Origin of the sequence: Paenibacillus sp. FSL E2-0151 (assembly GCF_037993015.1) — a bacterium.
Classification (GTDB): Bacteria; Bacillota; Bacilli; order Paenibacillales; family Paenibacillaceae; genus Paenibacillus; species Paenibacillus amylolyticus.
In genome coordinates this window covers 2,156,150-2,182,563 of the sequence record NZ_CP150308.1, presented here as the reverse complement: position 1 = coordinate 2,182,563, position 26,414 = coordinate 2,156,150, and the positions used below count along the sequence as shown (strand labels likewise).

Annotated in this window: 25 protein-coding genes; 2 read left to right on the top strand and 23 right to left on the bottom strand. The window is 42.2% G+C overall.

What is annotated here, in order from left to right:
* Positions 1-49 precede the first annotated feature (49 nt).
* The 10 genes from MHI55_RS10170 to MHI55_RS10125 form a co-directional block, all read right to left on the bottom strand.
* Positions 50-190 carry a hypothetical protein gene (locus tag MHI55_RS10170; protein WP_017689533.1) on the bottom strand — a complete coding sequence of 47 codons (141 nt, stop codon included), beginning with the start codon at positions 188-190 and terminating at the stop codon, positions 50-52.
* A gap of 150 nt (positions 191-340) precedes the next feature.
* Positions 341-1,060: a M23 family metallopeptidase gene (locus MHI55_RS10165; protein ID WP_076252354.1), complete on the bottom strand. Its 720-nt coding sequence runs from the start codon at positions 1,058-1,060 to the stop codon at positions 341-343.
* A 209-nt stretch (positions 1,061-1,269) separates the two neighbouring features.
* Positions 1,270-1,884 carry a jacalin-like lectin gene (locus MHI55_RS10160; RefSeq protein WP_256720076.1) on the bottom strand — a complete coding sequence of 205 codons (615 nt, stop codon included), beginning with the start codon at positions 1,882-1,884 and terminating at the stop codon, positions 1,270-1,272.
* Between the two features lie 370 nt (positions 1,885-2,254).
* Complete coding sequence (gene sufB / locus MHI55_RS10155) at positions 2,255-3,652, bottom strand: Fe-S cluster assembly protein SufB (protein WP_036669904.1); 1,398 nt, start codon at positions 3,650-3,652, stop codon at positions 2,255-2,257.
* Positions 3,653-3,672: 20 nt separating this feature from the next.
* The gene (gene sufU / locus MHI55_RS10150) at positions 3,673-4,104 is read right to left on the bottom strand and encodes a Fe-S cluster assembly sulfur transfer protein SufU (protein WP_017689537.1); all 432 of its coding nucleotides are present in this window, start codon (positions 4,102-4,104) and stop codon (positions 3,673-3,675) included.
* Positions 4,094-5,314, bottom strand: a complete 1,221-nt coding sequence (locus MHI55_RS10145; RefSeq protein ID WP_340389893.1) for a cysteine desulfurase — start codon at positions 5,312-5,314, stop codon at positions 4,094-4,096. The genes sufU and MHI55_RS10145 overlap by 11 nt, the downstream gene beginning before the upstream one ends.
* Positions 5,311-6,615, bottom strand: a complete 1,305-nt coding sequence (gene sufD / locus MHI55_RS10140) for a Fe-S cluster assembly protein SufD (RefSeq protein ID WP_036609929.1) — start codon at positions 6,613-6,615, stop codon at positions 5,311-5,313. Before sufD ends, MHI55_RS10145 begins: the two co-directional genes overlap by 4 nt.
* Positions 6,616-6,640: 25 nt before the next feature.
* A complete protein-coding gene (gene sufC / locus MHI55_RS10135; protein ID WP_036609931.1) occupies positions 6,641-7,423 on the bottom strand; it encodes a Fe-S cluster assembly ATPase SufC in 783 nt (260 codons plus the stop codon).
* Positions 7,424-7,801: 378 nt separating this feature from the next.
* Positions 7,802-8,377 carry a DUF1802 family protein gene (locus MHI55_RS10130; RefSeq protein ID WP_076252356.1) on the bottom strand — a complete coding sequence of 192 codons (576 nt, stop codon included), beginning with the start codon at positions 8,375-8,377 and terminating at the stop codon, positions 7,802-7,804.
* A gap of 124 nt (positions 8,378-8,501) precedes the next feature.
* Positions 8,502-8,963 (bottom strand): Dps family protein, encoded by a 462-nt coding sequence (locus tag MHI55_RS10125; protein WP_017689542.1) that lies wholly within the window; start codon positions 8,961-8,963, stop codon positions 8,502-8,504.
* Positions 8,964-9,259: 296 nt separating this feature from the next.
* Between MHI55_RS10125 and mtnK the strand changes: the two genes are divergently transcribed.
* Together mtnK and mtnA are read left to right on the top strand one after the other, a co-directional pair.
* On the top strand, positions 9,260-10,477 hold the full coding sequence (mtnK, locus tag MHI55_RS10120) for an S-methyl-5-thioribose kinase (protein ID WP_076252358.1): 1,218 nt from the start codon (positions 9,260-9,262) through the stop codon (positions 10,475-10,477).
* Positions 10,478-10,500: 23 nt separating this feature from the next.
* Positions 10,501-11,574, top strand: coding sequence for an S-methyl-5-thioribose-1-phosphate isomerase (gene mtnA, locus MHI55_RS10115; protein WP_076252360.1), 1,074 nt, complete (start codon positions 10,501-10,503; stop codon positions 11,572-11,574).
* A 106-nt stretch (positions 11,575-11,680) separates the two neighbouring features.
* On the opposite strand, the gene MHI55_RS10110 is transcribed toward mtnA, so the two are convergent.
* From MHI55_RS10110 to MHI55_RS10050, 13 genes are all read right to left on the bottom strand, one after another.
* A complete protein-coding gene (locus tag MHI55_RS10110) occupies positions 11,681-11,983 on the bottom strand; it encodes a DUF1805 domain-containing protein (RefSeq protein ID WP_076252362.1) in 303 nt (100 codons plus the stop codon).
* 215 nt (positions 11,984-12,198) lie between these two features.
* Positions 12,199-12,468 (bottom strand): hypothetical protein, encoded by a 270-nt coding sequence (locus tag MHI55_RS10105; protein ID WP_179087897.1) that lies wholly within the window; start codon positions 12,466-12,468, stop codon positions 12,199-12,201.
* A 138-nt stretch (positions 12,469-12,606) separates the two neighbouring features.
* Positions 12,607-14,565 carry a DNRLRE domain-containing protein gene (locus MHI55_RS10100; RefSeq protein WP_340389891.1) on the bottom strand — a complete coding sequence of 653 codons (1,959 nt, stop codon included), beginning with the start codon at positions 14,563-14,565 and terminating at the stop codon, positions 12,607-12,609.
* 11 nt (positions 14,566-14,576) lie between these two features.
* A complete protein-coding gene (locus MHI55_RS10095; RefSeq protein ID WP_076252368.1) occupies positions 14,577-16,685 on the bottom strand; it encodes a hypothetical protein in 2,109 nt (702 codons plus the stop codon).
* Between the two features lie 47 nt (positions 16,686-16,732).
* Positions 16,733-17,932, bottom strand: coding sequence for a hypothetical protein (locus tag MHI55_RS10090; protein ID WP_076252370.1), 1,200 nt, complete (start codon positions 17,930-17,932; stop codon positions 16,733-16,735).
* A 58-nt stretch (positions 17,933-17,990) separates the two neighbouring features.
* Entirely contained in the window at positions 17,991-19,139 is a 1,149-nt protein-coding gene (locus tag MHI55_RS10085; RefSeq protein ID WP_076252372.1) for a hypothetical protein, read from the bottom strand.
* 60 nt (positions 19,140-19,199) lie between these two features.
* A complete protein-coding gene (locus MHI55_RS10080; RefSeq protein ID WP_076252374.1) occupies positions 19,200-20,411 on the bottom strand; it encodes an SPRY domain-containing protein in 1,212 nt (403 codons plus the stop codon).
* Positions 20,412-20,461: 50 nt separating this feature from the next.
* Positions 20,462-23,095 (bottom strand): discoidin domain-containing protein, encoded by a 2,634-nt coding sequence (locus tag MHI55_RS10075; RefSeq protein WP_076252376.1) that lies wholly within the window; start codon positions 23,093-23,095, stop codon positions 20,462-20,464.
* Positions 23,096-23,098: 3 nt separating this feature from the next.
* A complete protein-coding gene (locus MHI55_RS10070; protein WP_340389889.1) occupies positions 23,099-23,785 on the bottom strand; it encodes a hypothetical protein in 687 nt (228 codons plus the stop codon).
* Between the two features lie 4 nt (positions 23,786-23,789).
* A complete protein-coding gene (locus tag MHI55_RS10065; RefSeq protein WP_340389887.1) occupies positions 23,790-24,362 on the bottom strand; it encodes a hypothetical protein in 573 nt (190 codons plus the stop codon).
* Between the two features lie 33 nt (positions 24,363-24,395).
* Positions 24,396-25,016: a hypothetical protein gene (locus tag MHI55_RS10060; protein WP_340389885.1), complete on the bottom strand. Its 621-nt coding sequence runs from the start codon at positions 25,014-25,016 to the stop codon at positions 24,396-24,398.
* A 64-nt stretch (positions 25,017-25,080) separates the two neighbouring features.
* Positions 25,081-25,623 (bottom strand): hypothetical protein, encoded by a 543-nt coding sequence (locus tag MHI55_RS10055; protein ID WP_340026902.1) that lies wholly within the window; start codon positions 25,621-25,623, stop codon positions 25,081-25,083.
* 18 nt (positions 25,624-25,641) lie between these two features.
* Positions 25,642-26,403 carry a hypothetical protein gene (locus MHI55_RS10050; RefSeq protein ID WP_340389883.1) on the bottom strand — a complete coding sequence of 254 codons (762 nt, stop codon included), beginning with the start codon at positions 26,401-26,403 and terminating at the stop codon, positions 25,642-25,644.
* Positions 26,404-26,414 lie beyond the last annotated feature (11 nt).

Genomic DNA, 26,414 nt, shown 5'->3' with positions numbered 1-26,414 from the left:
AAGCCGTAATCGGCTTCCCTTTTGTCTATTCCGATTCAATCATGTTGGATTACACGCAGAATGCTTTTGTGATGATAACCAACAGAATGAACAGTACCAAGATTGCACCAGTGTTTGTGAACATATTGTATCCACCAACGCCGCCTACTCCGCCTACATTGCCACCACAGCCATATCCTACTTCGCTCATGTGATTGCCTCCTCTTCATCAGGTATACCCTAACATATGACGTTTCCGTTGGAATGAACCGGGCGAACAGGCAACATTCGATAAATGGTTGTCTGTCTGCATCTACCTGAGTGGATCAGCCTTTTGTTACTCCCTGTTCTTTACAGGGATCTATATGTCGGACTCCGAATGAACCTGGATGCCTTTTTCCTTGCGGTACATGATAACAAGTAATCTCCAAAATTCATAACTGCCTTTGTCGTTCATAATAAACGGTCGATAATAATCAAATGCTTGCTTCGCCCATGCGGGACAATCCATATTGGAAAGTTGCTCCTGTTGCTGAATCCATCCCCCTTGAATCTCCAGCGTTTTCTGCATAGCTTCAAACATTTTCTTCTGCTCAGTGGTCATCGGCGGTGCCTCCTGTTCCTGAGATGCAGTTCCGTATTCAGCCTGTAGATACGCACCCGGTTCCATCACACCATCTTCGCTAGCTGTGTACCCGTACGATGGTGCACTTGTTTTACGAATCTCATAATGTACATGCGGGCCGGTACTCTGACCCGTGCTTCCCTGATTACCGATAAGCTGGCCTCTCTTCACCCGCTGCCCAACGGTTACGGTAATCCGCGAAAGGTGAGCATAACAATGCAAGTAGCCACGATGATCTTGAAGGGCAACTGTAAGCCCGTAACCGCCGAATCCGGAGCCTGTAACTCCTTCGGAAGCAAAACGTACCCTACCTTCCATAAAGGCATAGACGGGGCCATTCCAAGGCTCTGTCACGAGATCAATTCCGCGGTGAAATGTCTGTCCACCATGAATAGGATGAATTCGATAGCCGAATGAACTTGTAATCCGATATCCCTCGAAAGGGTTCACGCTCATACACTCACATCCTTTTCTATCATTAAATGCTTAAATCTATGAAATGGCTTGTGCTATTGGTCTTATTTTATTCCACAAAAATACCGCTCAGAATATCATTAGGGAAACCTTATGGTCTCTCTCCAACGTATATTCCAAGCGGCGCTGTGCTAATATGAACACTCTATGAGATGTATATATTATTATTTCATTTTAACCACTGCTCACTTCTAATTCAGAGGTCTGTATATGACGCCTAGCTGATCCAATTCCTGTCCTGCTCTTCCATAAAATCCGGCAATGTACCACCCCGCTGGTGCCTCAAGTTTGATTTGATCCGAGGTCTTTTGTCCGCCTTCAACTTTATTTCCAAGATTGGTGGACAACTCCACGTAAAAGATCCGTTTATCTCCATTACGTGTCCCCTGACCAATTGTTGCCTCGGTTAAGTACTCTCCGTCTGCCAAGTTCAGTGTGGCAATGTTGGATTGACCACCATGTACCAGGTTCGTTCCATCCCTGTACAGCGTTGAAACGCCGTCTACACGATTGCCTGAATTAAGCACCACTGAGCTAGGTCTGGCATCGGGAATCTGATTCAGATCATTAAACCCAGTTCCTCCAGATCCTCCGATTGTTGAACTTAGTTGGTACTGAGAAGATGTGCTGTACACAAATTCCGCTGTAATCGGATAATGATCGGAGAGTTGCTTCCCACTCGGGTCAACAAATGTTTGATTTTCTAACCGATAGCTCTGTGCATTAAGTGACAATGCTTTACTTCCGCGATACAAAATTTTGTCCACGATCTCATAGTTGGGTCCATTTAAATTGCTTGCATCCATAAGGGCTTCTCCATCAGCGGGAATACTCCCACCTCGAATCAAATCGATCCATGGATCTCTTAACCCATTCTCAGACATGAGTAGCTCTATATTGTCAGCGGCACGGGTGTACCGTGTATTGGTATCCCCAAATACGATAACTGCGTTCCCGTCCGAGTGCTCCTTTATGTAATTGGAGAGTCGCTTGCCACTCCGATAACAAATAATCTTCTGATCACTGTTATCCCCAGATTTTTTGAATAAAAATACCCCCTAGAGAGACTTTTTAGAAAGTCTGTTCTAGAGGGTATTCGATCACATAAAAAGATATCTACCGCTTAACATCAGCAACTAGCTTCAGCTTTACGGCTTCGAAAGGCGCTGCATTGGATTAACCAATGGAACCTTCCATTTCGAACTTGATCAATCTATTCATCTCAACGGCGTATTCCATTGGCAATTCCTTCGTGAATGGCTCAATGAAGCCCATGATAATCATCTGTGTTGCTTCTGCATCAGTCAGACCACGGCTCATCAGGTAGAAGAGTTGATCCTCAGACACTTTGGATACTGTAGCTTCATGCTCCAGCATGATGTTATCATTCATGATTTCATTGTAAGGAATTGTATCTGATGTGGACTCATTATCGAGAATGAGTGTATCACACTTGATGTTGGATTTCGCGCCCTCAGCTTGACGCCCAAAGGAAGCCAAACCACGGTACGTTACTTTACCACCATGTTTACTGATGGATTTGGATACAATCGTAGATGTTGTATCCGGAGCCAAGTGGATCATTTTCGCACCTGCATCCTGATGCTGGTTTTTACCAGCTACAGCGATGGAGAGTACGGAACCTTTAGCTCCACGGCCTTTCAGTACAACCGCTGGATATTTCATCGTCAGTTTGGAACCGATGTTACCATCGACCCATTCCATCGTTGCATTTTCTTCAGCAACCGCACGTTTCGTAACGAGGTTGTAGATGTTTGGTGCCCAGTTTTGAATCGTTGTGTAACGAACACGAGCATTTTTCTTACAGATGATCTCAACAACCGCACTGTGCAGTGAGTTCGTGCTGTAGATTGGAGCTGTACATCCCTCTACATAGTGAACGAAGCTATCTTCGTCCGCAATGATGAGTGTACGCTCGAATTGTCCCATATTCTCGGAGTTAATCCGGAAGTAGGCTTGCAGAGGTACTTCACATTTAACGCCCTTAGGCACGTAGATAAAGCTTCCTCCGGACCATACCGCACTATTCAATGCAGCAAATTTATTATCTGCTGGTGGAATAACCGTTGCAAAATATTCACGCAGGATTTCGGGATGCTCTCTGAGAGCCGTGTCCGTATCCATGAAGATTACACCTTGGTCTTCCAATTCCTTTTGCATGTTGTGGTATACAACCTCGGACTCATACTGAGCCGATACACCTGCAAGGAACTTTTGCTCTGCTTCAGGGATACCCAATTTATCAAAGGTTTCCTTGATTTCGGAAGGAACTTCCTCCCATGTTTTACCTTGTTTCTCCGAAGCACGCACATAATACTGAATTTCATTGAAATCCAATCCGTCTAGATCTCCGCCCCATTTTGGCATTGGCATCTTTTCGAATTGTTTCAGGGATTTCAAACGGAATTCCAACATCCATTCCGGTTCATTCTTAATCTTGGAAATTTCGGTAACCACTTCTGCAGTCAGACCTTTACCGGTTTGAAAGATGGATTTGTGCTCGTCGCGAAAACCATATTTGTACTCTTCCATTTCTGGTGCTTTTTTAGCCATCTTGCTCTACCTCCCTATCGTTATTGTACTTTGTTCTCTTCGTCAATCCCTTTGCGTAATGCATTCCAGGCCAGAGTGGCACATTTGATGCGTGCAGGGAACTTGTTCACACCGGATAGGGCTTCGAGATCTTCATAATCGTCGAAATCGACTTCTTCACCTTTCATCAGTGAGGAAAAACGGTTAGCGATATCGAGTGCTTGTTCCATCGTTTTGCCTTTGACGGCCTCTGTCATCATCGATGCAGAGGACATGCTGATGGAGCAGCCTTCACCCGTATATTTGGCTTCCTGGACGATTCCGTCTTTCAGCAAAATTTGCAGTGAAATCCGGTCGCCGCACGTTGGATTGTTCAAATTCACCGTGACAGCGTCATTATCAAATGTTCCGCGGTTACGCGGGTTTTTGTAGTGGTCCATTATAACACGTCTGTACAGATCATCAAGTTGCATCGCCAAAATACTCCTTTGTCTGGATTAAGGCGCTGACAAGCCGATCTACATCTTGTTCGTTATTGTATAGATAGAAGCTGGCACGAGCTGTTGAGCTAACTTCAAGCCAGCGCATTAGTGGTTGACAGCAATGGTGTCCGGCACGAATGGCTACGCCACTCGCATCCAGTACGGTTGCCACATCATGCGGATGAACATCACCCAAGTTAAAGGTAACAACACCCACATGCCGCTTGGCTGGGCCATAGATGGTTAACCCATCGATCTCGGCCAGTCGTTCTGTTGCATAAGCTGCCAGCACACTCTCATGATGTGCGATCTCATCCATACCAATCTGCTCCAGAAAATCAATGGCAGCTCCCAACCCTACCGCACCTGCGATAATCGGGGTTCCGCCTTCGAACTTCCAGGGAAGCTCTTTCCAGTTGGATTCGTACAGACCCACATCATCAATCATTTCACCACCGAACTCAATGGGTTCCATGGACTCTAGCAGCGCCTTTTTGCCGTAGAGTGCACCGATTCCGGTTGGTCCGCACATTTTATGACCGGATAATGCATAGAAATCAAAGTCCAGATCCTGAACGTCCACCTTCATGTGAGGTGTGCTTTGTGCGCCATCAACAACGATGACAGCACCATTACGGTGTGCAATTTCAGCAATTTGTTTCACAGGATGGATCAGACCCATAACATTGGATACATAAGCGATTGCTACAATTTTAGTATTGTTCGTAATCGTCTTCTCGACATCAGCCAATTCAATATGACCATCCGGCTGAAGCGGGATGTATTTCAATGTTGCACCTGTCTCCTTGGCAACCTGCTGCCAAGGAATCAGATTACTATGGTGCTCCATTTGCGTGATAACAATTTCATCGCCTTCTTTGCAATTGGCGCGGGCATATGATGAAGCCACCAGATTCAGGGCTGTCGTTGTCCCGCGAGTAAAGATAATCTCCTGTGTACTACGGGCATTGATAAACTTGGCTACCTTCTCCCGTGCGCCTTCGTAAGCGTCCGTTGCACGGCTTCCAAGGGTATGAACACCGCGATGAACGTTGGAGTTCTCATACTCATAATAATGTTTGACTGCTTCGATCACAGCATGAGGCTTCTGTGAAGTTGCAGCACTATCTAAATATACGAGCGGGTGTCCGTTAATTTCCTGGTGGAGGATCGGGAACTGCTCGCGAATGGATGGGTTCATTGTCCCAGCTTCTTCTCAATCAGGGACTGCAATTGGGTGCGCAGTGCTTCCAGAGGAATATCCGCCACCACCGGAGCCAGGAAGCCATAGATGATCAGGCGTTCGGCATCCGTACGGTTAATTCCGCGCGACATCAAGTAATGAATCTGCTCGGCATTGACTTGACCAACAGAAGCCGCGTGACCTGCTGTTACATCATCTTCATCAATAAGGAGGATTGGGTTCGCATCTCCACGTGCTTTAGGGCTCAGCATCAACACTTTCTCTGTCTGCTGTCCATCGGCTTTGGTAGCGCCTTTCTCAATCTTCGTGATGCCGTTGATGATTGCAGAAGCTTCTTCACGCATAACTGCACGTGTAATCATCTGGCTTGGCGTATTCTTACCGAAGTGACGAGCTTCTGTGGTGTAGTTGATTTTCTGCGAACCGGAACCTACAGCGATGACTTTGGAATCAGAACTTGATCCATTGCCTTTCAGCACGGTCATCGTGTTGCTCGCTGTGTCGCCATTGTTCATTTCGCCTACAATCCACTCGATGGAAGCATCATTCTCCAACACTGCACGACGGAATGAAACATCAGTTACATTCACACTCAGTTGATGAACCGATGCGAAACGTACTTTAGCACCGGATTTTGCGAATACTTCCACAACTCCATTATGGAAAACAGGTGCGGACAATTCGCCAGATACATAGTTATCAACATAAGTTACTGAACTGTTTGCTTCTGCAACTACAAGCACGTGAGGTGCAAACGTTGCAGATGCGTCGTCCGTAAGCAACACTGCTTGCAGTGGTACTTCGATTTCGACATTTTTCGGAACATACAGGAAGACCCCGCCATTCCAAAGTGCCGCATGTAATGCAGCGAGGGAATGCTCATCCGCTTTCACTGCTGTGTTCAGATATTGTTTTACCAGATCGCCATGTTCGCGAACCGCTGTAGCCAGATCCGTGAAGATAACTCCTTTTGCTGCCAAATCAGCAGACACCTTGGAGTATACCGTACCGGAATTGCGCTGGATAACCAGACTGCCCTCAGCTTGATCCTGAACCAGATCTTTGATAGAAGCAGGTACTTCTGTCAAAGAAGAAATAGCTTCACTTGTTTTATATGTTCCGTACTCGCTGACATTCCAGCGTTCGATTTTTTGTTTTTCCAGTTTAGGAAGCGCAAGCCCGCTCGCAAGCTTTAAAGCTTCGAGCCGCTGTTCGGTCAACCAGCCGGGTTCATTGTTGCTTTCCGACAAGGCGCGAAGCGCTTCAGATTCAACCGGAAGAATTGTTTGTGTAGTCATTAATTAATCCTCCTCCGTTTTGTCTTTACGCTTCTTGGCCTACAGTTTCGTCTGTAATTCCCAGCTCTGCCTTTACCCAGTCATACCCTTCCGCTTCCAGACGGTGAGCCAATTCAGGTCCGCCGGATTTCACGATACGACCTTGCATCATTACGTGAACATAGTCAGGCGTAATGTAGTTCAACAGACGTTGGTAGTGAGTGATGATCAGGAAGCCACGGTCTTCGCTCTTCATAGCGTTCACACCGTCAGCCACGATTTTCAAAGCATCGATGTCCAGACCGGAGTCAATTTCATCAAGTACTACGATTTTCGGATCAAGCAGCATCATTTGCAGAATCTCGTTACGTTTTTTCTCACCACCGGAGAAACCTTCATTCAGGTAACGGTGAGCGAACTCAGGGTTCATGTCAAGTTCTTTCATTTTACCTTCCATTTGACGAATGAACTTGATCAGAGAGATCTCGTTACCTTCGCCACGACGTGCGTTAATTGCACTACGCAAGAAGTCGGAGTTCGTAACACCTGCAATTTCACTTGGGTATTGCATAGCCAGGAAGAGACCTGCACGTGCGCGCTCATCTACAGCCATATCCAATACATCTTCACCATCAAGTGTAATTTTACCGTCTGTTACTTCATATTTAGGGTGACCCATCAATGCAGAAGCCAGAGTGGATTTACCTGTTCCGTTTGGTCCCATGATTGCGTGGATTTCTCCACCTTTCATTTCCAGGTTGATGCCTTTCAGGATTTCCTTACCTTCGATCGTCGCTTTCAGACCTTCAATGACGAAATTCGTAGCCATGTGTATTGTTTCCCTCCATTGATTAAATTGATGTTAGTTGTCGAAAACGAAAAAGCGCCTATTATATCTGAACAGGGCTTCCCCTGAATTTCTCCTGTACTCGATTCTTAAAGCAAGAACACTTTAGAATAATTCTAAACTGATTCTCAATGATAATCAAGTCATTTCCTAAGAACCTTTGTCCATTGCATGAAACCTTATTCTTTCTGATTCTATAGTAAAAGACAAATTGAATCAAATCAGAAAACATCTTAAGCACAAATGCACAGTGAGAAAAATCACAGCAATTCAAGCTTTTATGTCATCTGCTGTACACTAATCTAAAAAAAGGACTCATCCATATTATGGACAAGTCCCTCCGTTAAATAACGTTACCATTTACAATTTGAGCATCTCGTTAATCTTCTGTACCTGTTCGTCAAAATCCGCAACGTCCACCACCGGCGTCATTTCGCGCGGCACCGGACCATTCGGAATAGAAATCCATGAACGGCAACCATTATATTCAGGCAGTACGGGGATTTCCATCGGTTCTTTCAAAAGGTACACACGTAAAATCAATACATGGAGCGGATCTTTCCGTTTCCATTTCAAACGGTCTTCGGCAAAATCCGCTGTCCACATATGAAAGTCAAGAAGTCGATCCAGCATCTCCTGATCTCGTATCTCCAGATCCTGCGTTACTTCGGCATATGCAGTAATACGGATTGTCGAAGCTTCGGGCACCCATTCGGCCAGTGATTCTTCAACATAGGATTGATCCGAGGACTTAATCAGTTCTTTACGCTGATGTTCATAAGTCGGATACAGGTAAAACGCCGGACTTTTCAGCTCAAAATGTCGGGTTTCCTCTACAATCCCACCTTTGCGCATCACCATAATCTGGCGACCCGTTTCCAGCGCTTTGATTGCAGAAGCCCATTCTTTTAAAGCCGGTATCTTTGGTTCTAACATAAGCGGTCCCCTCCCCTATCATTCTTGTCAGCAGTATAGACGCTCAGGGCGTTTCTGACAACATGATCCGGGCTCAGAAAGCTTACGTAAGAGACCATTTGTATTAGGCGAAATCTTGGCTATATTAACCCAGGAAAGAGCGAAGCATCCACATGTGTTTCTCCAGGTCAGCCTTAAAGCCTGTCAGCATATCGGATGTTGGTTGATCTTCAGCTGCATCTGCAACTTCGATACCTTCCTGATATTCATTCGAAAGTGTAGCGAAGTCCTCGATAAGGTTTTGCACCATTGTTTTTGCGTCTTCTCCGCCTGCTGCTTCCTGGATAGAGGAAAGCTCCAAATACTCTTTCATTGTAGCCGCCGGGCTACCTTTCAGCGTAAGGATACGCTCTGCGATTTCATCCATTTGTACTGTAACTTCGTTGTAGAACTCTTCGAATTTCACATGCAACGTGAAGAAGTTAGGTCCTTTAACGTACCAGTGATAGTTATGGATTTTAACATACAATACGTTCAGGTTAGCTACCTGACGATTAAGTACTTGTTCCACCGATTTTGCTTGATCTGTTTTGTTTTTTGTAGCCATATTAATCCCATCCTTTATTTAAAATTAGTCTGTCATGCCATGATAAGCAGGTTGTCCCGCAATGCATAACAGAGAGTTAATAATGTGTCACCACATGTAGTGGAGAGGCTTGTTAACGGCGTTTCTCTCAACCGTCCGGCCTATTTGTTTTTACCCTTGAACCGGAAGTTCGAATCAGGATCGACTTGACTTGTCTCAAAAAAAAGTTCAAAAACCGCGTTATTTCCGATATACTGACATATACCAAGCAAAGAAGTGGGTTTTCCTGTTTCTTCATATATATGGAGGTGGCACCTTTGTCCCAATATCGCCCGTTTACCCCCCAGGATGCAATTGAACTGGCCAAAACATTACCGGGTCCATTTGCGGCAGATGCGAATCTGGATTGTCACGAGATCGGCGATGGCAATCTGAATTTGGTATTCCACATCACGGATCAGAACTCCGATAAAAGTATCATTATCAAACAGGCGCTTCCTTATGCGAAAGTGGTTGGAGAATCATGGCCACTCTCTCTGGTACGTGCCCGCATTGAACGTGAGATTCTTCAGGAAGAGTATCGTCTATGTCCAGGGATGGTACCCGAAGTGTATCATTACGATGATGACCTCGCGTTAACGGTTATGGAAGATCTAAGTGATCATGTGATCATGCGTAAAGGCCTGATCGAAGGTGTTTCCTATCCTCTTTTTGCACAGCATATCGGGGAATTCATGGCAAGAACGCTGTTCTTCACATCAGACTTGGGCATGGATCAGCAATTGAAGAAGGAACAACAGGGCAGATTCATTAATCCGGACCAATGCAAAATAACGGAGGATCTGATCTTTGATGAACCCTACCGGATCGCCGAGAAAAATAATTATGATGTTTCCATTGAGGACGAGGCTGAAGCCCTTCGCACAGATGGAGTGCTTCACCTTGAAGTGGCCTTGCTGCGGGAAAAATTCCTAACACATGGGCAGGCATTGCTTCATGGAGATCTGCATACAGGCAGTATTTTTGTTACACCTGAATCAACTAAAGTCATCGATCCCGAATTTGCATATTACGGCCCCATGGGATTTGATGTCGGTGCAGTCCTTGCGAACCTGCTCTTGAATTACGCATCCCTGCCAGGATGGATTCAGGATGAGACTGCTTTGCGTGAGCGTGAGACGCTTTTGCTGAATATGGTTCGTGATGTATGGACTGAATTCGAATCTCGTTTCCGTGCCCTCTGGGTTAACGACCTCGTTGATCCGATGGCAAAAACGCCAGGGTATCAGGATCTGTATGTGCAACAATTGTTCAGAGATTCGATCGGCTTTGCAGGTGCCAAAATGGTTCGTCGTATCGTGGGACTCGCTCACGTGGCGGATATAGATACCATTCCAAATGAGACTGAACGTGAACATGCTCAGCGTAAAGCGTTGTCCATTGGTAAAGCATTGATCAAGAACAATCGTCGCTTGAATACCATCGGCGAAGTATTGGATATTGTATCCACAGCTGTTACTACTACTAAGGCTTAACATAAGGAACGGAGGAACCACCCATGACAACCCCTGAATATCAGCCTCTGTCCTCTCTCATCTGGAAAAAGGACAAGCTTGAAATGCTTGACCAGCGTCTGCTGCCCGAAACGATCCTCATGTTGAAACTGTATACACCCGAGGAAGTATGGGAATCCATCCACTCCATGAAAGTACGCGGTGCTCCAGCGATTGGTATTGCTGCTGCATTTGGTGTTGTATTGGGTGCCAAATCATATGACGGAACAACCGTTCAAGGTTGGCTGGACCACGTAAAATCCATATGTGCTCATCTGGCTACTTCCCGTCCAACAGCGGTGAACCTGTTCTGGGCACTGGATCGCATGATGCAGAGAGCAAATGTGGTCGTTGAATCCGGCCTGAGCCTGGATGAGGGCAATGATGCTCTTGAAGTAGAAGCTCTGTTGATTCAGAAGGAAGACGAAGAAGTATGTCGCATGATCGGCGAGAATGCACTGCCTTTGTTCGAAGATGGGATGGGTGTACTCACTCACTGTAACGCAGGCGGACTGGCTACGGCGAAATACGGTACGGCAACTGCTCCAATGTATCTCGCACAGGAACGTGGCATTCACCTGAAAGTATTTGCAGACGAAACTCGTCCTGTACTTCAGGGTGCACGCCTGACTGCATTTGAGTTACAGCAAGCCGGCATTGACGTTACGCTGCTCTGTGATAACATGGCAGGCATGGTGATGTCCAAAGGCTGGATTCAAGCCGTTATCGTCGGAACTGATCGTGTTGCTGCGAATGGCGATGTAGCTAACAAAATCGGAACATACAGCGTGGCTGTGCTTGCCAAAGCTCACAATATTCCGTTCTATGTAGCCAGCCCATTGTCGACTATCGACTTGTCCACTCCATCCGGGGATCTGATTCCGATTGAAGAACGCGCTGCGGAAGAAGTGACCGAAGGATTTGGTAAACGTACAGCACCGCAAGGTGTTAAAGTATACAATCCGGCATTTGACGTAACGCCTAACGAATATGTAACAGCTATTATCACGGAAAAAGGCGTTGTTCGCGCACCTTTCCAAGAAAATCTGGCTGCCTTGTTCGCGAAGGAAGAAGCTTAATTTAATAGAAAGCGTTCGTGTGTATAGAGGTGGGAGCTACGATGTGCCAGGCTCTGTATTACGGCGTTAAATAAGGGCTTCCCATAGGGAGCCCTTTTGTTAGTGCTTAGATCATTTTCAACAAAGCCTCTACACCCGTCATGCCAACCGTAATGCCAATGGCCTCGGCTTCTGTTGTCACCGACTCCATAGGTGCATGCAACAATTGCTCCAGTGTACGCACACCAACCGCCCGAGCTGCAATAATTTTGCGATCCCCGAGCTTCTCATTAAGTAATCCCACGTCGAGTGCTCCGCACATGATATATCCTTTGGATGTGTTAATAGTCAGCAAAGTTGTTTTGGGCAGCTTGACTTCTACCCCTACCAATACATGCTCTCCAACTACAATGGGCTCCATCGTCACCATAATTTCCCGATCCACCTCCTCTTCCACAGGTCACGATAATTGTATGCCTCAATCTGTATTGTCGTGTGGACACCTGCCGTGTTTGAGAAAATGTAGGTACTTACAGTTCAAATATATTGTTGGTAAGTCTTTTCGCAGACTTAGATAGGAGGGATATGCTTTAGTTGAAATATAAAAAGCCACCCTCACCCAAGGATGGTCAAAGTGGCGCTAACTTAAAACGTATGCTCATCATTCTTTAATCGTCTTATCTCCATTAACTCTCTTCTAATCCCCAGTACACGTCTATGAAGTACACTTCGATCTATTGATTCAGCTACCGACTTTTTGAACTGGACATCCATATCACTTAATTGCTCCTGAGCTAGTTTCTTTTTATGTATTGGTTTAACTAGAACTTTTGTAGTTTCAGGCTTGATAGGCTTCAATCTTTTCTGCTTCATAATCTGTTCAAATACACTGTCCCCTTGATGCATGGTCTTCATTCCTTAATGTGTGATGAACACATTGTATCATAACGAGAAGACGACTGTTACACAATAAAGTACAGATGCTTAGGGATGGACATGAGCCTAAACGTAAAAAAAAAGAGGGCCAACGCCCTCTTTGATGATGTACTCATTTTATAAAATGTAAAAATACGCTTGATTTCCTGGACTCTTCACAATTACTGTGGTCACTAAATCACCGGCATCCCGTTTACGGATACTTGTGATCGAATCTAACTCTACATTCGCAATAACTCTTGGTAAGACATACGCGGCCAGATCAGGCTTGGAAATTGTCACTTCAGTAGCCATATCGACAATCTGTCTCACATCTACTGTAGACTGCATATCCTTCCACTCTCGCACCTGAAGATAGCTATCCAAGTATTCTCTTTCCTTGATACTAATGTGGCCGTCCAAAACATCCATATACTTGACCTCAATGCTGGAAAGCACATCAGGTCTGGAGATATATAATTGCCCAAGCTGTTCTTCCAAATAAGGAATCTCAAGACTAGCTGCCCTCTCATCATGATCTAATGCTCTGACTTGAAGATCACTATTTAGATCAGGCTTATTAACCTTAATCTCAGAAATCACAGTCGAATCATCGTCGTACATGACCGTTAGCAAAGACCCCAACGTTGAAGTTGCTTTTGTATAATTGGAGACTTCCAATGAAGTATGAAGATCAGGTATGGATACAATTAAACTCGTATCCCGTCCATCATCGAGCAGCTGTGATATCGTTAACGTACTGACTAGAGACATTTGTCTATCTACCGTAATGACTGAAGGCAAGTCAGGATGAGACACTGCGATTTCTACAGTTTTTTCGTCGTCTAGACCTGTTCTAACGGCAAGATTACCGTCTGTATCCTTAGTTGTTCGTATAGCAGTAATGAACTGCGCATGAAGCTCGGGCTTAGAAATAGAAACCCATGTTTCCTTCTCTTCTGTCCTACTTTCAGCAATAGAAATGTTCGAACCTAGTTCTGCATCTATACGTTTAGCTATTGTCAGATCTACATCCAGGTACGGACGGCTGACCGCGATTACTTGAGGTATATCATGATGCATGTGATCCTCATAACGGTGGACGTACAACTGAGATTTGAGCCAGTCCAGCCCAAGATCACTGTGTACAACTAACGTTGAAGCTATGTCCTTGTGACCTGCACCATAAATAAAAATTTCACTTTCGATTTCGGTTCGACCAATGGAATAGATTTGAGAAGTGATATATTTGATCTGCAAAACAGGTGGTTTGGAAGATTCACGAGTGTTGAAATATATCGGCGTGTTACCGCTAGACTGAATAATCATTCCAACATTCGAAAGAATACCTTCTCTCCACATTCGAAGCAATGCCATCATATCAAACTCAACATAACGTTCAGTCGTATCCAGGATATAACTGGACGATAAGAGCTGAATGGACTGAGGTCTGTTCGCATACGTAATCCCGTACTCACGCCACAGTGTATCAGGCTGATGTAGCTCAATGTGTGCTTCAGGTGCCAGGGTTCCTGTGTAATATAACCTCAATTTAGCTTCTTCCAGATATAACAGATCAGGTATTTTAGTATCCAGATCACCGAAATGTATAAATGATTCGAATTGCTCTATCTCGTCTCTGCCGATCATCATACGCTGTGTATCACCAAAGTTGATCGTTTGCAGGTGAGTTTGACTTCGCGTGGTTGCATCAGCAACAGGCTTCAGGTTAACAGTCATACGAGGTGCTTCAAATAATTCATATTTGCCGTGTGCACGGTTATGTGGTCGAACGTACAACATGCATTCAAGATCAACTTTGGATGCCGCTTGAATGGTTGCGCTCAGATCCCCTTGCGACCTGTACATCACCGATAGCGAATTGCTCAATTCCTGTGACCGTCTGACACGTACGGATACACTAGAGACGATCTCGGACACTTTTCTTGTAGCAGCTATTAGGGTTGAAGACAGTTCTTCATCCACCTGATTGTACAGAATATACTTTGCTGTAAAACGATTTTCCGGACTTTTAATATGTATATAACTATCTAATAGAGTCTCCCCGTTATTAATTCCACTCACTTCCTGTCTCATTGTATTGAGAGCTACACCCGGTCTGCTGTGACCTTCATTTCAAAATTGCCATTAGGATTCGGCTTGGCATGAATATCCGTTGCGATACGAATATAAAAATCGATGCTATCCTCCGGTTGAATCAGACCATAGGTCAGATAATCGATCGGAAGAAACGGGTCGGCCTGTCTGGATAATTGGACTTCAACACCATCCGTTTCGAATTTCTTATCCATCTCCAGGTAAACATGATCCACAGCATAACCAAGCAAGTTTTTGATTCTGACTTTCTTTGTTAACGTCGTCTGTCCGGCAATGATCACCCCATAATCAAGTTGTTTCAAAATACCACCAAAGGTATCTGAAAGAAAATCTCCAGACTCGTCCATAAACATTAATCCTGAATACGATCCGATAAACTTGATTTCCCGGGAGTCCACGGCACCCCAATAATCCTGAAATTCAACCTTCAATGTATTCTCTACGCCAAAATTAACATTTCTCTCGTCAATATTGAGTTCAATATTGAATGGAGATGCTGCTAGTCGTGTAAAATTGCCATCCGCCGGATAATACGTTTTACCGTTCAACAAGACGCGGTATTTAACCTTGCCTTGATCTGCATCATCCAGCACACCTGTAAGTTTGTTACCAGAGAAGGTCAGGTCGATTGTGGCTGTGGTGTTTAACAGTTGCAGTGACATATCTCTAAACTCCACTGCATGTCGCGGTGCATCAACGACCATCTTCACTTCGTCCAGCGAATAGCTGTTTTCATAGTGCTTACTGCTATCGAAGTAGTAGGCAATTCGAGTTAGAGCTATTAGATCCTTTTCAGGGATGGCATTGAGTGTGTCCAGATTCATTCCTTTTCTTTTGAATAGGGTTGTATTCTGGATATCCAGATCGAACCACTTGTTGAAACGGTATGTCTTCCATGTGAGCCCCGAATCGAACGAAGCAGCCATTCTTAATATACCTTCCGGACTGTTCTCCGTTACTTTCGTAGCGACAACCTTTTTCACGTCTCCATATAACGCTATGTCTGTTGGTTGCACAATTAATTGCTCAAACGGTAGCGCGTTATACATTAGCATCATGTCCCAATTACCTGTAATTACCTCTTCATCATTCGTCCACGTAACCAAGTCAAAATCTCCCTCAAGTTCATCCAATGGGGAGTAGTTAGCTCTGATATTTAGTTCCGCTGATGTTTTGGAGGGATCGTCCGTGTAGTATAGAACATCTACACTATCACCCAGCTCATCGTAGAGGGTAAACGGTTCAGTTTCGATTGTAATCGTTGATTCGGTTTGATTTGGGTCATCGGTGTATTCGATGATTTTGATCTCTTTGTCTTCCCATTCTTCGGCTAGGGTGAAGGGATCGGTTTCAATTGTGACTACTGATTCTGTTGCCGTTGGATCATCAGTATAATAAAGTACTTCAATATCCTTGTCTGCCCACTCTTCTTCGAGAGTAAAAGGTTCGGTTTCGATGTTAAAGGATGCATTCGAAACTCTTGAATCTGTTGTGTAATAACACAATTCTATTTCGCCTACCAACTTCACCCACATGTCTTCTGGAATAGTAGTGATATCATCTATCCCAAATTCTTTATAATCATTTTCCGTTGGAATTGCATTAATCAGAGTTGTCCAGCTCGTACCATTGATATATTTATATTGATCGGCATGGAAGACTAATGTTTTATATGAACCAGTAGCACCAAACTCACCAGAACTATCAATATCAATAGCATCTATCCAAATATTTGCGTTTTGATTATTTTTAATTTCAACAGTGTGAACTTTATTAATCAAACCTAGTTTTTCATAAGTAAGAACTTGATAAACTAATCCAGCATTCTGAGTAGTTTTTTCAACTACTCCATCTATGATGACACTAATATCACTACTACCAGTTGTATATTGAGCTCCGATTAACCTAATTTTAGTACCCTTAAAGGTAAACTTAACAGTACTATCATTAGTCGATGCTAACATCGCTGTGTTGTTATATAAATCGCTAGATGCTGGTTTTGACCAACTACTTCCAGCGTAGGTGATTAGCTCATGTCGATCATCAATTCTCTGCCAACCCGATTCTGGAGATGGTAAAAATTGTCCTATTGTTGCCATTGTCTCACTCCTCTCTAAATTCTAAATCAAACAATCATTTCACATAGTTATGTAACTGATGCTTTCTTGATTGGTATTTTAGTTGTATCTATTTTTTGCTTGAAGACTTTGCCTGAACCAAGCGTTGCAGGTGAAATATTTAGAAAACTGATTGATCCAGTATCTGCAAACAAATCAATATTATCTCCTTTGTCCATTCCATATCTAACAAACATTTCTTCAGATGCAGAAGGGAGTTTGATATGCTTTGGAAAGATTATTTCAAACATCTTCAATTCATTTACATCTGTATAATTTGCAAATCCATTATTAGCTGTCCAATTTAAACGATACATCTTGAATTTCATATAATGGACATGTTCATCTAATAGATAAATTTTATCTGTATATTGAGTTGTCCAAGTTTGATTAATCTGCGTATCCAGTACAACCCAACTAGATCCATCATTACTGCCTTCAAATGTCCAATCCTTCGGCATTTTATTTAGACTACTTGATCCGCAAGATCGAACAGCGTATTTATATAATGATATAGAATCACTGAATTCATATCCTAAATACCCTACTCCACCACTGCTCTGTCGCGAAGCGTATCCCTCTGCATCATCAACACCATTAAATGCGTACCAAGGAGCATAAGCTGTGTTATAAACACTTTCAGCAAAAGCCCTGCCAGATGGTGCTGTATCAGAAGTCATTTTTGGTATTGCAGTATCATTGATTTTCTTTCCAGCAACGATAGAAAGTGTTTCGGCACCAGATGAAATTAAGAATTTATGTTCTGGAAGCTTCTCCATCATCTTTATCTTACGCACTTGAAGAAATGTACCTGTAGCCGATTTAGTTATATCGAACTTATAGTATCTGTAGCTTTTAGGATTTTCAATAATAAAAGTCTTAGTCTCTACGCCATCTGGTGCAATTTCACTATCCAATACAGTTGCAAGTACTTCTTGTTCGCCAGAAAAAAGTCCTGTATTACTACCTTGCACTGTCCATGTTTTCGGAAAATAGCTTCCACTCTCAATTTCATATTTTCCGATTTTTCTTTGTTTGTCTAACTCAATAATAATAACACCACTATCTCTTCCAGATGTAGAGTTGTTGGGATACCATCCATTGCCTGAAGACGCAAGTATTCTCCAACCTTCAAATCCAGAAACGAATGGTGTTGCTGTTATTGATACACCATCTACAGGACTTGCGGACGTAAAAATTGGAAGAATATTATTGCTGTATTTCGCCATTTAAACATCTCCTTTCAAAACGAATAGAACACACCATATAGATGTGTTCCTCATAAATTTAGCCTAATATAATTTTTTTTGCTCTATGCTTCTCCCTGTCGATTGGTTGTCTGAAGAGTTTGCCTGATCCTAGCGGAATTGAATCTTCTTTAATATGTTGTTTAACATTCAACACTTCAACTGTATCGATTTGAAATCCTTTGTCCATACCATTCCGAATATAACTCCCCTCGCTAGAAGGGCATTCTAATAGAATAGAAGGCATCAATCCATAAAACTGAACAGAAAAAATGCTCACCCAAGCATTTCCACTAGTCGCTAATGTCGCTTCTAGTTTGTAATAGCTATAAAGCTTATCGTTCTGTATATCAAACATCTGTATTGTTGAAGTATTCGATACTAGTGACGTTTGGGTGTCAAGGGTATCCCAGGTAGTTCCATTATTGGATGCCATGAATTTAAATGTTCTCAGGCCCGCTAAAAAAGAATATCTTTTTACACACACAGGATCATTGAATCTGAAGCCTACATAAATTGGTTTTGACGAATCTGGTATGAAGTTAGTCCCATAAGCGGTAGTATCATCACTATCAAAGGCTTTCCAAGTGTAGCCAGTCGAATAACTTGCTGATCCAATAACGCTACCAATTGTATTCTCATATCCGTCCATCAAAGGAATTAGAGGTTTGCCGATCTTTCTGTACAATGAATATGTCGTGTCTTCAGATGAAATCAAGAATTTATCAAAATAACCGACTCCAAACATTTTCAATTCATTTATTACAACTTGTGCCCCCCCATTGTTGGATGTCCAGTTTAACCTATATGTTTTGTATCTTTTAGCTTTATTGTAATCAATAATATATTCTTTATCTGTATTTGCAGTTGTCCATATTTGATTAGACTGTGTATCGAGAATAGTCCAACTAACACCATCATTAGTGCCTTCGAATGTCCATGATTTAGGCATATGAGCAAAGTAAGTTGAGGATAAGCTCCTAACAACGTACTTGCCAATTCTAACAGAGTTCACGAATTCATATCCAAGTTGTCCAACACTACCATTCCCACTCACAAATCCATAGGTATCAGAATTATCAAATGCCATAAACGCACCATTGAGATTAAAACTACTTGCAAAAGTTCTACCTTTTGGAGTGGTATCTGATGTCATGATAGGGATCAAATTTTCTGTGTATGTTACCATTCAACCCTTCTCCTTTCAAAATTAAATAGAACACACCTTATAGATGTGCTCCTCATAAATTTAGCTAAGCGTAATTTTATCCACTCGGCGTTTTGACATATCAATTGTGTGCTCATAGGTTTTGCCTGAACTTAATACATTATCTTTGGTTTCAACGGACAGGACTCCGTTAAACAGGTCAATATCAACTAATAAGTCCATACCATATCTAATAAAAGTTTGTTCTGATTGATTAGAGATGATAGCCAATTTATCTGGATTAATTTCATAATTATACATTTCAAAACCTCTGATAGATAACAGACTACTTCCGTTATTATCCGTTACGTTTACCCTGTATTGAATGAAAGACTTCTTATTAATAATTACAAATTCTCTTTTCATTCCTGATTGCCATCCAACCTGATTGGTTTGTGCATCTAATACAGTCCAATTAACACCATCGTTAGAACCCTCAAATTTCCAGTTTTTAGGTGCTTGAGTTAACTCTGCGCTATTTGCCAGTAAAGTATATTTAGCAATGACTACAGGTTTAAAGAACTCATATGCTAGCCAGCCAATTTTAGATGTTGATGCCCAAGGAAATTGATCATCTAATCTGTCAAACGCCTTCCACGCCCCATAATTATTACTGTAGATGCTACTTGCAGATGCTTTTCCAGCTGGAGTGGTGTTAGATGTCATGATTGCTATCAAATTATCTGAAAACTTCTTCATTAGAGAATATGCTTTATCGCCTGATGAAAGTAAGATTTTATTTTCATATCCCTGATATCTCTCGTACCCAGAAGGCATTTTGTATCTAAAGGTTTTTTTTCCAAAATTTGCAGTTACAGTGGATGCTGTTGATGCTGCTCCGCTACCATGAGTTGGATAAATCATTCCAAGACTTTTTAAGTCATTAAATGCAACTCCTTGTGATACCCCATTTTTCCAGAACTCCAATGTGCCATTATCCAAATCCATCAATATACTTATTGTATCTCCTATAATGAAAGTGTTCGCATAAGCTACTCCTGAAGCACCACTCCATTTCTTACCGTCAGAGAAATATCCCCTATGATTAACTGTATTCCATACTTTCACACCCGTTGTGACGCTAGTAACACCAATCATTGCTAAATTGTCCGACAAAACCACTTCCCAATACCACTTACCCGAACTCCTACCTATTGTAGCAACTGCAGCATAATTATGGTTTAGTGATGTTGCAGTTAGATCATCATTCGACAATGTGATACCAGGTAGTTGTTGCCAAAATACACCTGTCATAAATCTATCTCCTTTCATATAAATAAAAAAAGAAGTAGAGCATACATACTCTACTTCACACTCACATTTTTTATTTCAATATACTTCTTCAGATCAATGCTTCCTTTAAACAATTTTCCTGATCCTAGTGATCCATTGGCAGTCATAATCTGAATTAAATCTACATTCTTTCTATCAAATACAGACAGATCATCCATTCCATCATTAATAAAAGTGCTTTCTGATGGTAAAGTTACTGAAATCATGCTCCATTCAGATGGAATTGCATCAATTATACTCTTCTTAATTAATTCCAATTCTCCTACTGTAGTATAGTTCAGTCCGTTATTAGATGTAATATTTAGTCTATAATTGAAGTATGAATATTCTTTATCTAAAACAAACTGCCTAGTTTCTTTCTGACTCCATCCTGTTGAGTTGCTAACCGTGTGAATTACACTCCAGTTAATCCCATCGTTAGATCCTTGAAATGTCCAATCTTTAGGTGCTGAACCTAAATCTGATGCGTCTCTTGACGTTATGGAATACATACTTAATGTGGTTATATCATTAAATTTATATGCTAGATGCCCACTAGGACTGCCAGCACTTGAAGCCCAACAATCTTCTGTACCTGTTGCTCCACCATTAAATGCTCTCCATCCTTCATAACTGGAATTATATATGCTACTTGCACTTGTTACACCTGATGGAGTAGTATTGGATGTCATTAAAGGAGTAATGATTAGAGTTTTATCCACTTTAGAGCTCCCCAATTTAAAGCGTTTGTATTCAGCGTCATGCTTAATTAATGATCTAAACATTGGGAGAATTTCAATTTCCATTAATGGTCTAAAGCCAGTTGCAGCAGCAGCACCCACATAAGACGTTGGATTATATCCACTCGCTCCTACATTTCCGCCTGTGCCACCTCGTCCAGTTCTGTTTGCTGATCCACCAGTATTTGTTGTAGAAGTCCATGATGCGGCTCCGCTCCAATTCCATACACCATTGCTACCAGAACTGATCGCTCCATTTAGTGCAGAGTTAACAATATATTTATCCCATTCATTATCCTTATCCGTTGCGTTGATACCGCCTGTGGGAAGTCGAATTGAGGTTGAAATCTCTTTTGTCTTTAATAATGAAATTGGTGCACCGCCACCACCAGCCATTCCATTTGCATTTATAGAGTCCCAACTTATGCTGTGTTGAATATTTCGATCAGCGACCAACAGCTTGTGATCATCCCCATCTTCTACCATAATGAAGTAAAAATCACCATTCGGTGTTGCAGAACTTGATATAGGAATAAGATCAGAAGATTGCTCTCCTAATCCGCTAAACAATCCAACGTTGTTCGCTACTGAAGTCTGGTAATGACATCTGATACGCTTACCAATCTCAAGTTCAGTAACACTTGTTACTTCATCTGGATGGAACAATCGACCATCAAGGTCAATGTCTATAGCATCAAGAGAAAATGTTCCACTCGAACTAGTTGTCGATAATTTCACTTCGTGTAAACCCTTTGTTAAACCTGATATTTCGAAAACCAATACTTGATACTTATTCGCTGGATTGTTGGGATTCCATGTAGAGACTTCTCCATCAATTTCTATGGTCACGTTATTCACTCTATTAGTCCAATACAGATCAATGATTCTCAATTTTGTTCCATAAAAATTGAATTTGATCCTATTAGATGATTCTCCATTCAACGAAGTATAGTGGGCTGTCCCTGCATAAGTATTAGGATCACCTGTAGCGGAAATCCAACCTACTCCTTCATAATTAATAGCCGAATTATTATCATCATACCTCTTCCACCACTCATCTGGAGTTGGTAATCGGGAACCAATACTAGCTATAAGTTGTCCATTATCATCAATGTCAATAGCATCAAATCCATATAATCCATTGCCTTTGATTATGATACTATGGTTGCCTAATGAAAGCCCTGACCTTTCATAATCAAGTGATTTATACAATAGAGCTCCATTTTGAGAGAATGATTGATCCAAAACTCCATCAATTAACACCTCTACATTAGTTGACCGATTTGTGTTTTTAGCTCCGATCAGTCTAAACCTTGTTCCATAGAAATTTATTTTTATTTCGCCTGTAGTATCTTGAATAAATATCGCGGATGTGTTGTGAAAATTAGTATCTGTTGAATTTCGTGCAAAGTTCCCACTGGGAACCACAAATGGATGACTATCATCATACCTTTTCCATCCAGATTCTGTCGCCGTTAAAGCATACCCACTCAGATACCCTGTTTCATCAATATCTATAGCATCTAAAGTGAAATTTATACGATTATGACCTGTTGCAATGGTAACTGTGTGAAATGCAAGAGGTAATCCAGTCTTTTCATACACTATGGATTGCTGAAGGCTAGGGGAGCCTACTGCACGAAAGGCACTATACGTCTCTGTTACACCATCTATCGTGATAGCGTTATCAGAATGCCTATGCTCATAAAAGTCGGAGATTATCCTAAGTTTTGTTCCGTAAAATGAAAATGTAACATAGTTATTGTCGACAGCTCGGCTAGTTACTCTTATACTGCCACCATAATAACCTGTATTGGATGGGGATGGGGTGGTCCAAGTTCCTGTATACTTTAAACCTATATGTGTATCATCATAACGTCTCCATCCTACCTCTGGTTCTTTTAGCTGATCTCCTACAGTTGCCATATATTACACCTCCCTATATTCAAATACTGGACGAAAGCCCACTGCTACATTAGAGTAGTTAGAAGCTGTACTCCAAAGTCTATCTTTACTGTTTGTTGTATTCTCAGAACGAACTGTTCTGCCACCTGTTGTCCAACCTCCGGGTACTGTTCCAGATAGAGATATTGTCGTTTCTTTACACCATGTCATGCACTTAAAGTTCCATACATCATTTAATGATTTTCCAGAAAAAATCTTATTCTTTGGGAAATTAACAACATATGTATCCCACTCATTTATCGTAGGCCAAGCCCCATACCCTGTATTTGTGGTAGTTAAAACTTTATTTCCACTCGCATCGGTATATGCAACACCTCCGCTTGGGCAACGAACAACACCTGATGTTTCACTTATAATGCGTGGCGAACCTTCGACGAACTTATTGGAATTTAACCAATCCCATGTTGTCGTGTTATTTACAACTCTATCTGCTATTAGTAAACCTTTATCCACTTTGATTGCATACCAGAAGTATTTCAAAGGCATACTGGCTAACGGATTTCCTGTTAACGGAATTTCTGTATAGCTAATCGTACTTCCTCCGAAAATATATCCTGTTATTGTATTGTCGTACTTCCAGACAATATAGTCTCCGATCTCCATATCAGAAAGCTTTTCTCTCAACTGCCCTGTAGTCGCTGGAGCTGTCATAAAATCACCCCTTACTTACTCTAATTCTATCTAATTTCTTGAATTTCGTATTTTCAACCTTCTGACGTAGCACCATCCCTGTCGGAGTATCCGATGCTCGTTCCATGTTCAATTGATATATCTTCTTTAAGCCTAGAGAACCCGAGTCACTTTCGACAAAGGAATTGTTGTATTTCCCATTCTCCTTAAAATCATCTATGTAGAAATTCGAATATTCTTTCTCAGCAACAATCTCAATTTTCACCTTCATATACTTTGCTGGAGACTTAGGAGCAGTCACCTCTGCTAAAATTTCCTCATACGCCCCCCACTCAAACCCATCCTCAGATGAACTCCAGTAGATCTTGTATGCTGCGCCACCCGCAATATCTACGCTTGCAGCCACACCTTTAAATGAAGCAATCTTATCCTGAATCCGAATGGGAGTGGACTCCCAAGATCCATTACCAAGATAGATTGAATTCCCGTCCGCGTCATGGCTCAACTCTCTTAATTTCAACTTCTGAGCCTGATATATCGTATCTTTGAAAACACCTATGGATAGATCTATATCCAGTGCTATTTCTTGAATCGCCATACTTTCACCACCTATCTCATCTCAAAATCCAATTCAACGAATGTCCCAGTTTATGATTCCTGCATGATTTGCCTTCAGAGGGGCTACGATTTGATCTATGACAAAGCCATTTTTACGAATAACTAATTGCCCAGACAGGTCCTGATCTGAGGTAATTTTAATTTGGAGAAACGCAGTTTCTTTCAACGGCAGGGAACACACACATTGAAAGTTAATCTGCACATCGTTCAAATTCATCATTTTTTTGTAACCGAAGTTAAAACATTCAATCGTATTATGGAAAGCCCCCGAACTCCCATTACCTGAATGTCCACTCATATTCACATCTGAAGAAACATTCTTGAATTGAATGATGTCACTGTATAGAAAGGTCCTACCCGTTAGCGGGTATTCTTGTTCTTCACATACGTATGATATAGAGTACCGATCCGCATTAATATGAAATACACCGTTGGCAACGTTGTGATACACGTGAGATCCTTGCCCGATCAATCCAAAAGAGACCAACTTTTCCTTGTTAATTTTATAAAAACTGTTTGATTGTTGTGTCTGCAAATCGAATTCGCTTAAATAAGTACCATCATAGTAATCAGCAATCCATACATAAGCTTGAGATACAGGTGAGCGCGTAAATTGTGTATTACCTAGAATCACAGGACTTCCCCCCTTTTAATAAAGAGGACAGGCTGCAATAGCCTGTCCACATGACTGTTTCTTTTTACACGTAACGATAGGAGATACGTTTCTTGAACTGTTGCTTGCCACTTTTTGCATTCAGCGGTACTACACATTGTATGGATAGGGTCACATAGTTACCTGCCGCATCTTGAGGATTTCCATTGTTACTAACCCCCAGGATTTCTTTCGGTCCCGGTGCAAATGGTGTTGCATAAGCGGTTCCCGTATGATCTTTGGTTGTCTTGCCTGTTGTTCCGATCGGTTTGGAAAAATCCCTGCCAATACGAGAACTTTCCTCTTCCAAGTCTGTCTCCCCCAAGGAATCAACCTGAACGTGGAACCAGTTATTCTTCACCACTTCTACATCATGAGCCTCTGTGTCACCAGTACCACCAGTCATATCTCGCGTTGTAATCGTGCAATCTTCCATTTTAGATACATCCGAAGCACCATTCTTATTGTTCCATACATTGAAAATAAAAATATCACTTTTGCTATCCGCATCAATAACCTTGTAGTCAAAAGGGGTAATAATCTCATTACTATGTGTAGCATCCATCCATGAAATAATTGGTTGTGTCATTATAATCCATCTCCTTTTTTATGTTCTGATCGTTAATTGAATCGTAAGATGTTGAATGTTTGAACCGGCTTCGATGATGTTGATTCTGAAGATATCTCCAGCCTCCACTTTTTTGATCTCAAATGTAGCCTTACCGTCATCTTGATGTTGAAATTCTTCAAACTTCAGTGGACTCCCCATCACATCCTGCCAGTGAATGAGATCCTTGGAGCGTTCAATTCTTATTTCAGTTGCGGTATCTCCAGTAACCCCACAGTAGCCCTTTACATGTAAAATCTCGCCATCGAATGGAAAAGGGGCTAAAATGCCCAGTACTTCGGGGTAAACCTGTGATTCTTTGCAAAAGACAATAACACGATCCTGTACTTCCAATGGAATCTCATTTAATTTCAGATGTTCAGCGATGCTCATGAGCCCATCCACATCGGGATTAACCACCTGAAGGTTTTGACCAAATACATCAATCTCTACCCATGTCTTTCCATCAAAACGATATCTTTTTCCATCCTTATACGTCTGTACCGTCCAGCCTATTTCAGGAGAAGGGTACTGCATACTTAACTCCTCTAAATCAGCAACAGGACTCTGGTACACAAGTCGAGTCGTCTGATATGCCTCTTTTGCTTTTCCGGCAGCCTGTAAGGCTTCGCCAGCAGCCTCCAGTGCACGTTTGATGGCGAGTTCAGTTTCCCCAGGATCTCCAGGCTGTCCAGGACCGCTATGTTTCACCGCTTCTCTAATTAAAGACTCTACATGTGCTAAAGCTATCCCATTTGACATAATTCACCTAC

Bases quoted from the DNA above. Each gene is read 5' to 3' on its own strand.
- sufD (WP_036609929.1), bottom strand. From the start codon at position 6,615: ATGACTACACAAACAATTCTTCCGGTTGAATCTGAAGCGCTTCGCGCC.
- MHI55_RS10085 (WP_076252372.1), bottom strand. From the start codon at position 19,139: ATGGTAACATACACAGAAAATTTGATCCCTATCATGACATCAGATACC.
- MHI55_RS10145 (WP_340389893.1), bottom strand. From the start codon at position 5,314: ATGAACCCATCCATTCGCGAGCAGTTCCCGATCCTCCACCAGGAAATT.
- MHI55_RS10080 (WP_076252374.1), bottom strand. From the start codon at position 20,411: ATGACAGGTGTATTTTGGCAACAACTACCTGGTATCACATTGTCGAAT.
- MHI55_RS10130 (WP_076252356.1), bottom strand. From the start codon at position 8,377: ATGTTAGAACCAAAGATACCGGCTTTAAAAGAATGGGCTTCTGCAATC.
- MHI55_RS10125 (WP_017689542.1), bottom strand. From the start codon at position 8,963: ATGGCTACAAAAAACAAAACAGATCAAGCAAAATCGGTGGAACAAGTA.
- MHI55_RS10165 (WP_076252354.1), bottom strand. From the start codon at position 1,060: ATGAGCGTGAACCCTTTCGAGGGATATCGGATTACAAGTTCATTCGGC.
- MHI55_RS10170 (WP_017689533.1), bottom strand. From the start codon at position 190: ATGAGCGAAGTAGGATATGGCTGTGGTGGCAATGTAGGCGGAGTAGGC.
- MHI55_RS10050 (WP_340389883.1), bottom strand. From the start codon at position 26,403: ATGTCAAATGGGATAGCTTTAGCACATGTAGAGTCTTTAATTAGAGAA.
- MHI55_RS10070 (WP_340389889.1), bottom strand. From the start codon at position 23,785: ATGACAGCTCCAGCGACTACAGGGCAGTTGAGAGAAAAGCTTTCTGAT.
- MHI55_RS10055 (WP_340026902.1), bottom strand. From the start codon at position 25,623: ATGACACAACCAATTATTTCATGGATGGATGCTACACATAGTAATGAG.
- MHI55_RS10065 (WP_340389887.1), bottom strand. From the start codon at position 24,362: ATGGCGATTCAAGAAATAGCACTGGATATAGATCTATCCATAGGTGTT.
- MHI55_RS10095 (WP_076252368.1), bottom strand. From the start codon at position 16,685: ATGGCAACAATAGGACAATTTTTACCATCTCCAGAATCGGGTTGGCAG.
- MHI55_RS10160 (WP_256720076.1), bottom strand. From the start codon at position 1,884: ATGGATGCAAGCAATTTAAATGGACCCAACTATGAGATCGTGGACAAA.
- sufU (WP_017689537.1), bottom strand. From the start codon at position 4,104: ATGCAACTTGATGATCTGTACAGACGTGTTATAATGGACCACTACAAA.
- mtnA (WP_076252360.1), top strand. From the start codon at position 10,501: ATGACAACCCCTGAATATCAGCCTCTGTCCTCTCTCATCTGGAAAAAG.
- MHI55_RS10075 (WP_076252376.1), bottom strand. From the start codon at position 23,095: ATGGCAACTGTAGGAGATCAGCTAAAAGAACCAGAGGTAGGATGGAGA.
- MHI55_RS10090 (WP_076252370.1), bottom strand. From the start codon at position 17,932: ATGGCGAAATACAGCAATAATATTCTTCCAATTTTTACGTCCGCAAGT.
- MHI55_RS10110 (WP_076252362.1), bottom strand. From the start codon at position 11,983: ATGGTGACGATGGAGCCCATTGTAGTTGGAGAGCATGTATTGGTAGGG.
- sufC (WP_036609931.1), bottom strand. From the start codon at position 7,423: ATGGCTACGAATTTCGTCATTGAAGGTCTGAAAGCGACGATCGAAGGT.
- sufB (WP_036669904.1), bottom strand. From the start codon at position 3,652: ATGGCTAAAAAAGCACCAGAAATGGAAGAGTACAAATATGGTTTTCGC.
- MHI55_RS10105 (WP_179087897.1), bottom strand. From the start codon at position 12,468: ATGAAGACCATGCATCAAGGGGACAGTGTATTTGAACAGATTATGAAG.
- MHI55_RS10100 (WP_340389891.1), bottom strand. From the start codon at position 14,565: ATGAGACAGGAAGTGAGTGGAATTAATAACGGGGAGACTCTATTAGAT.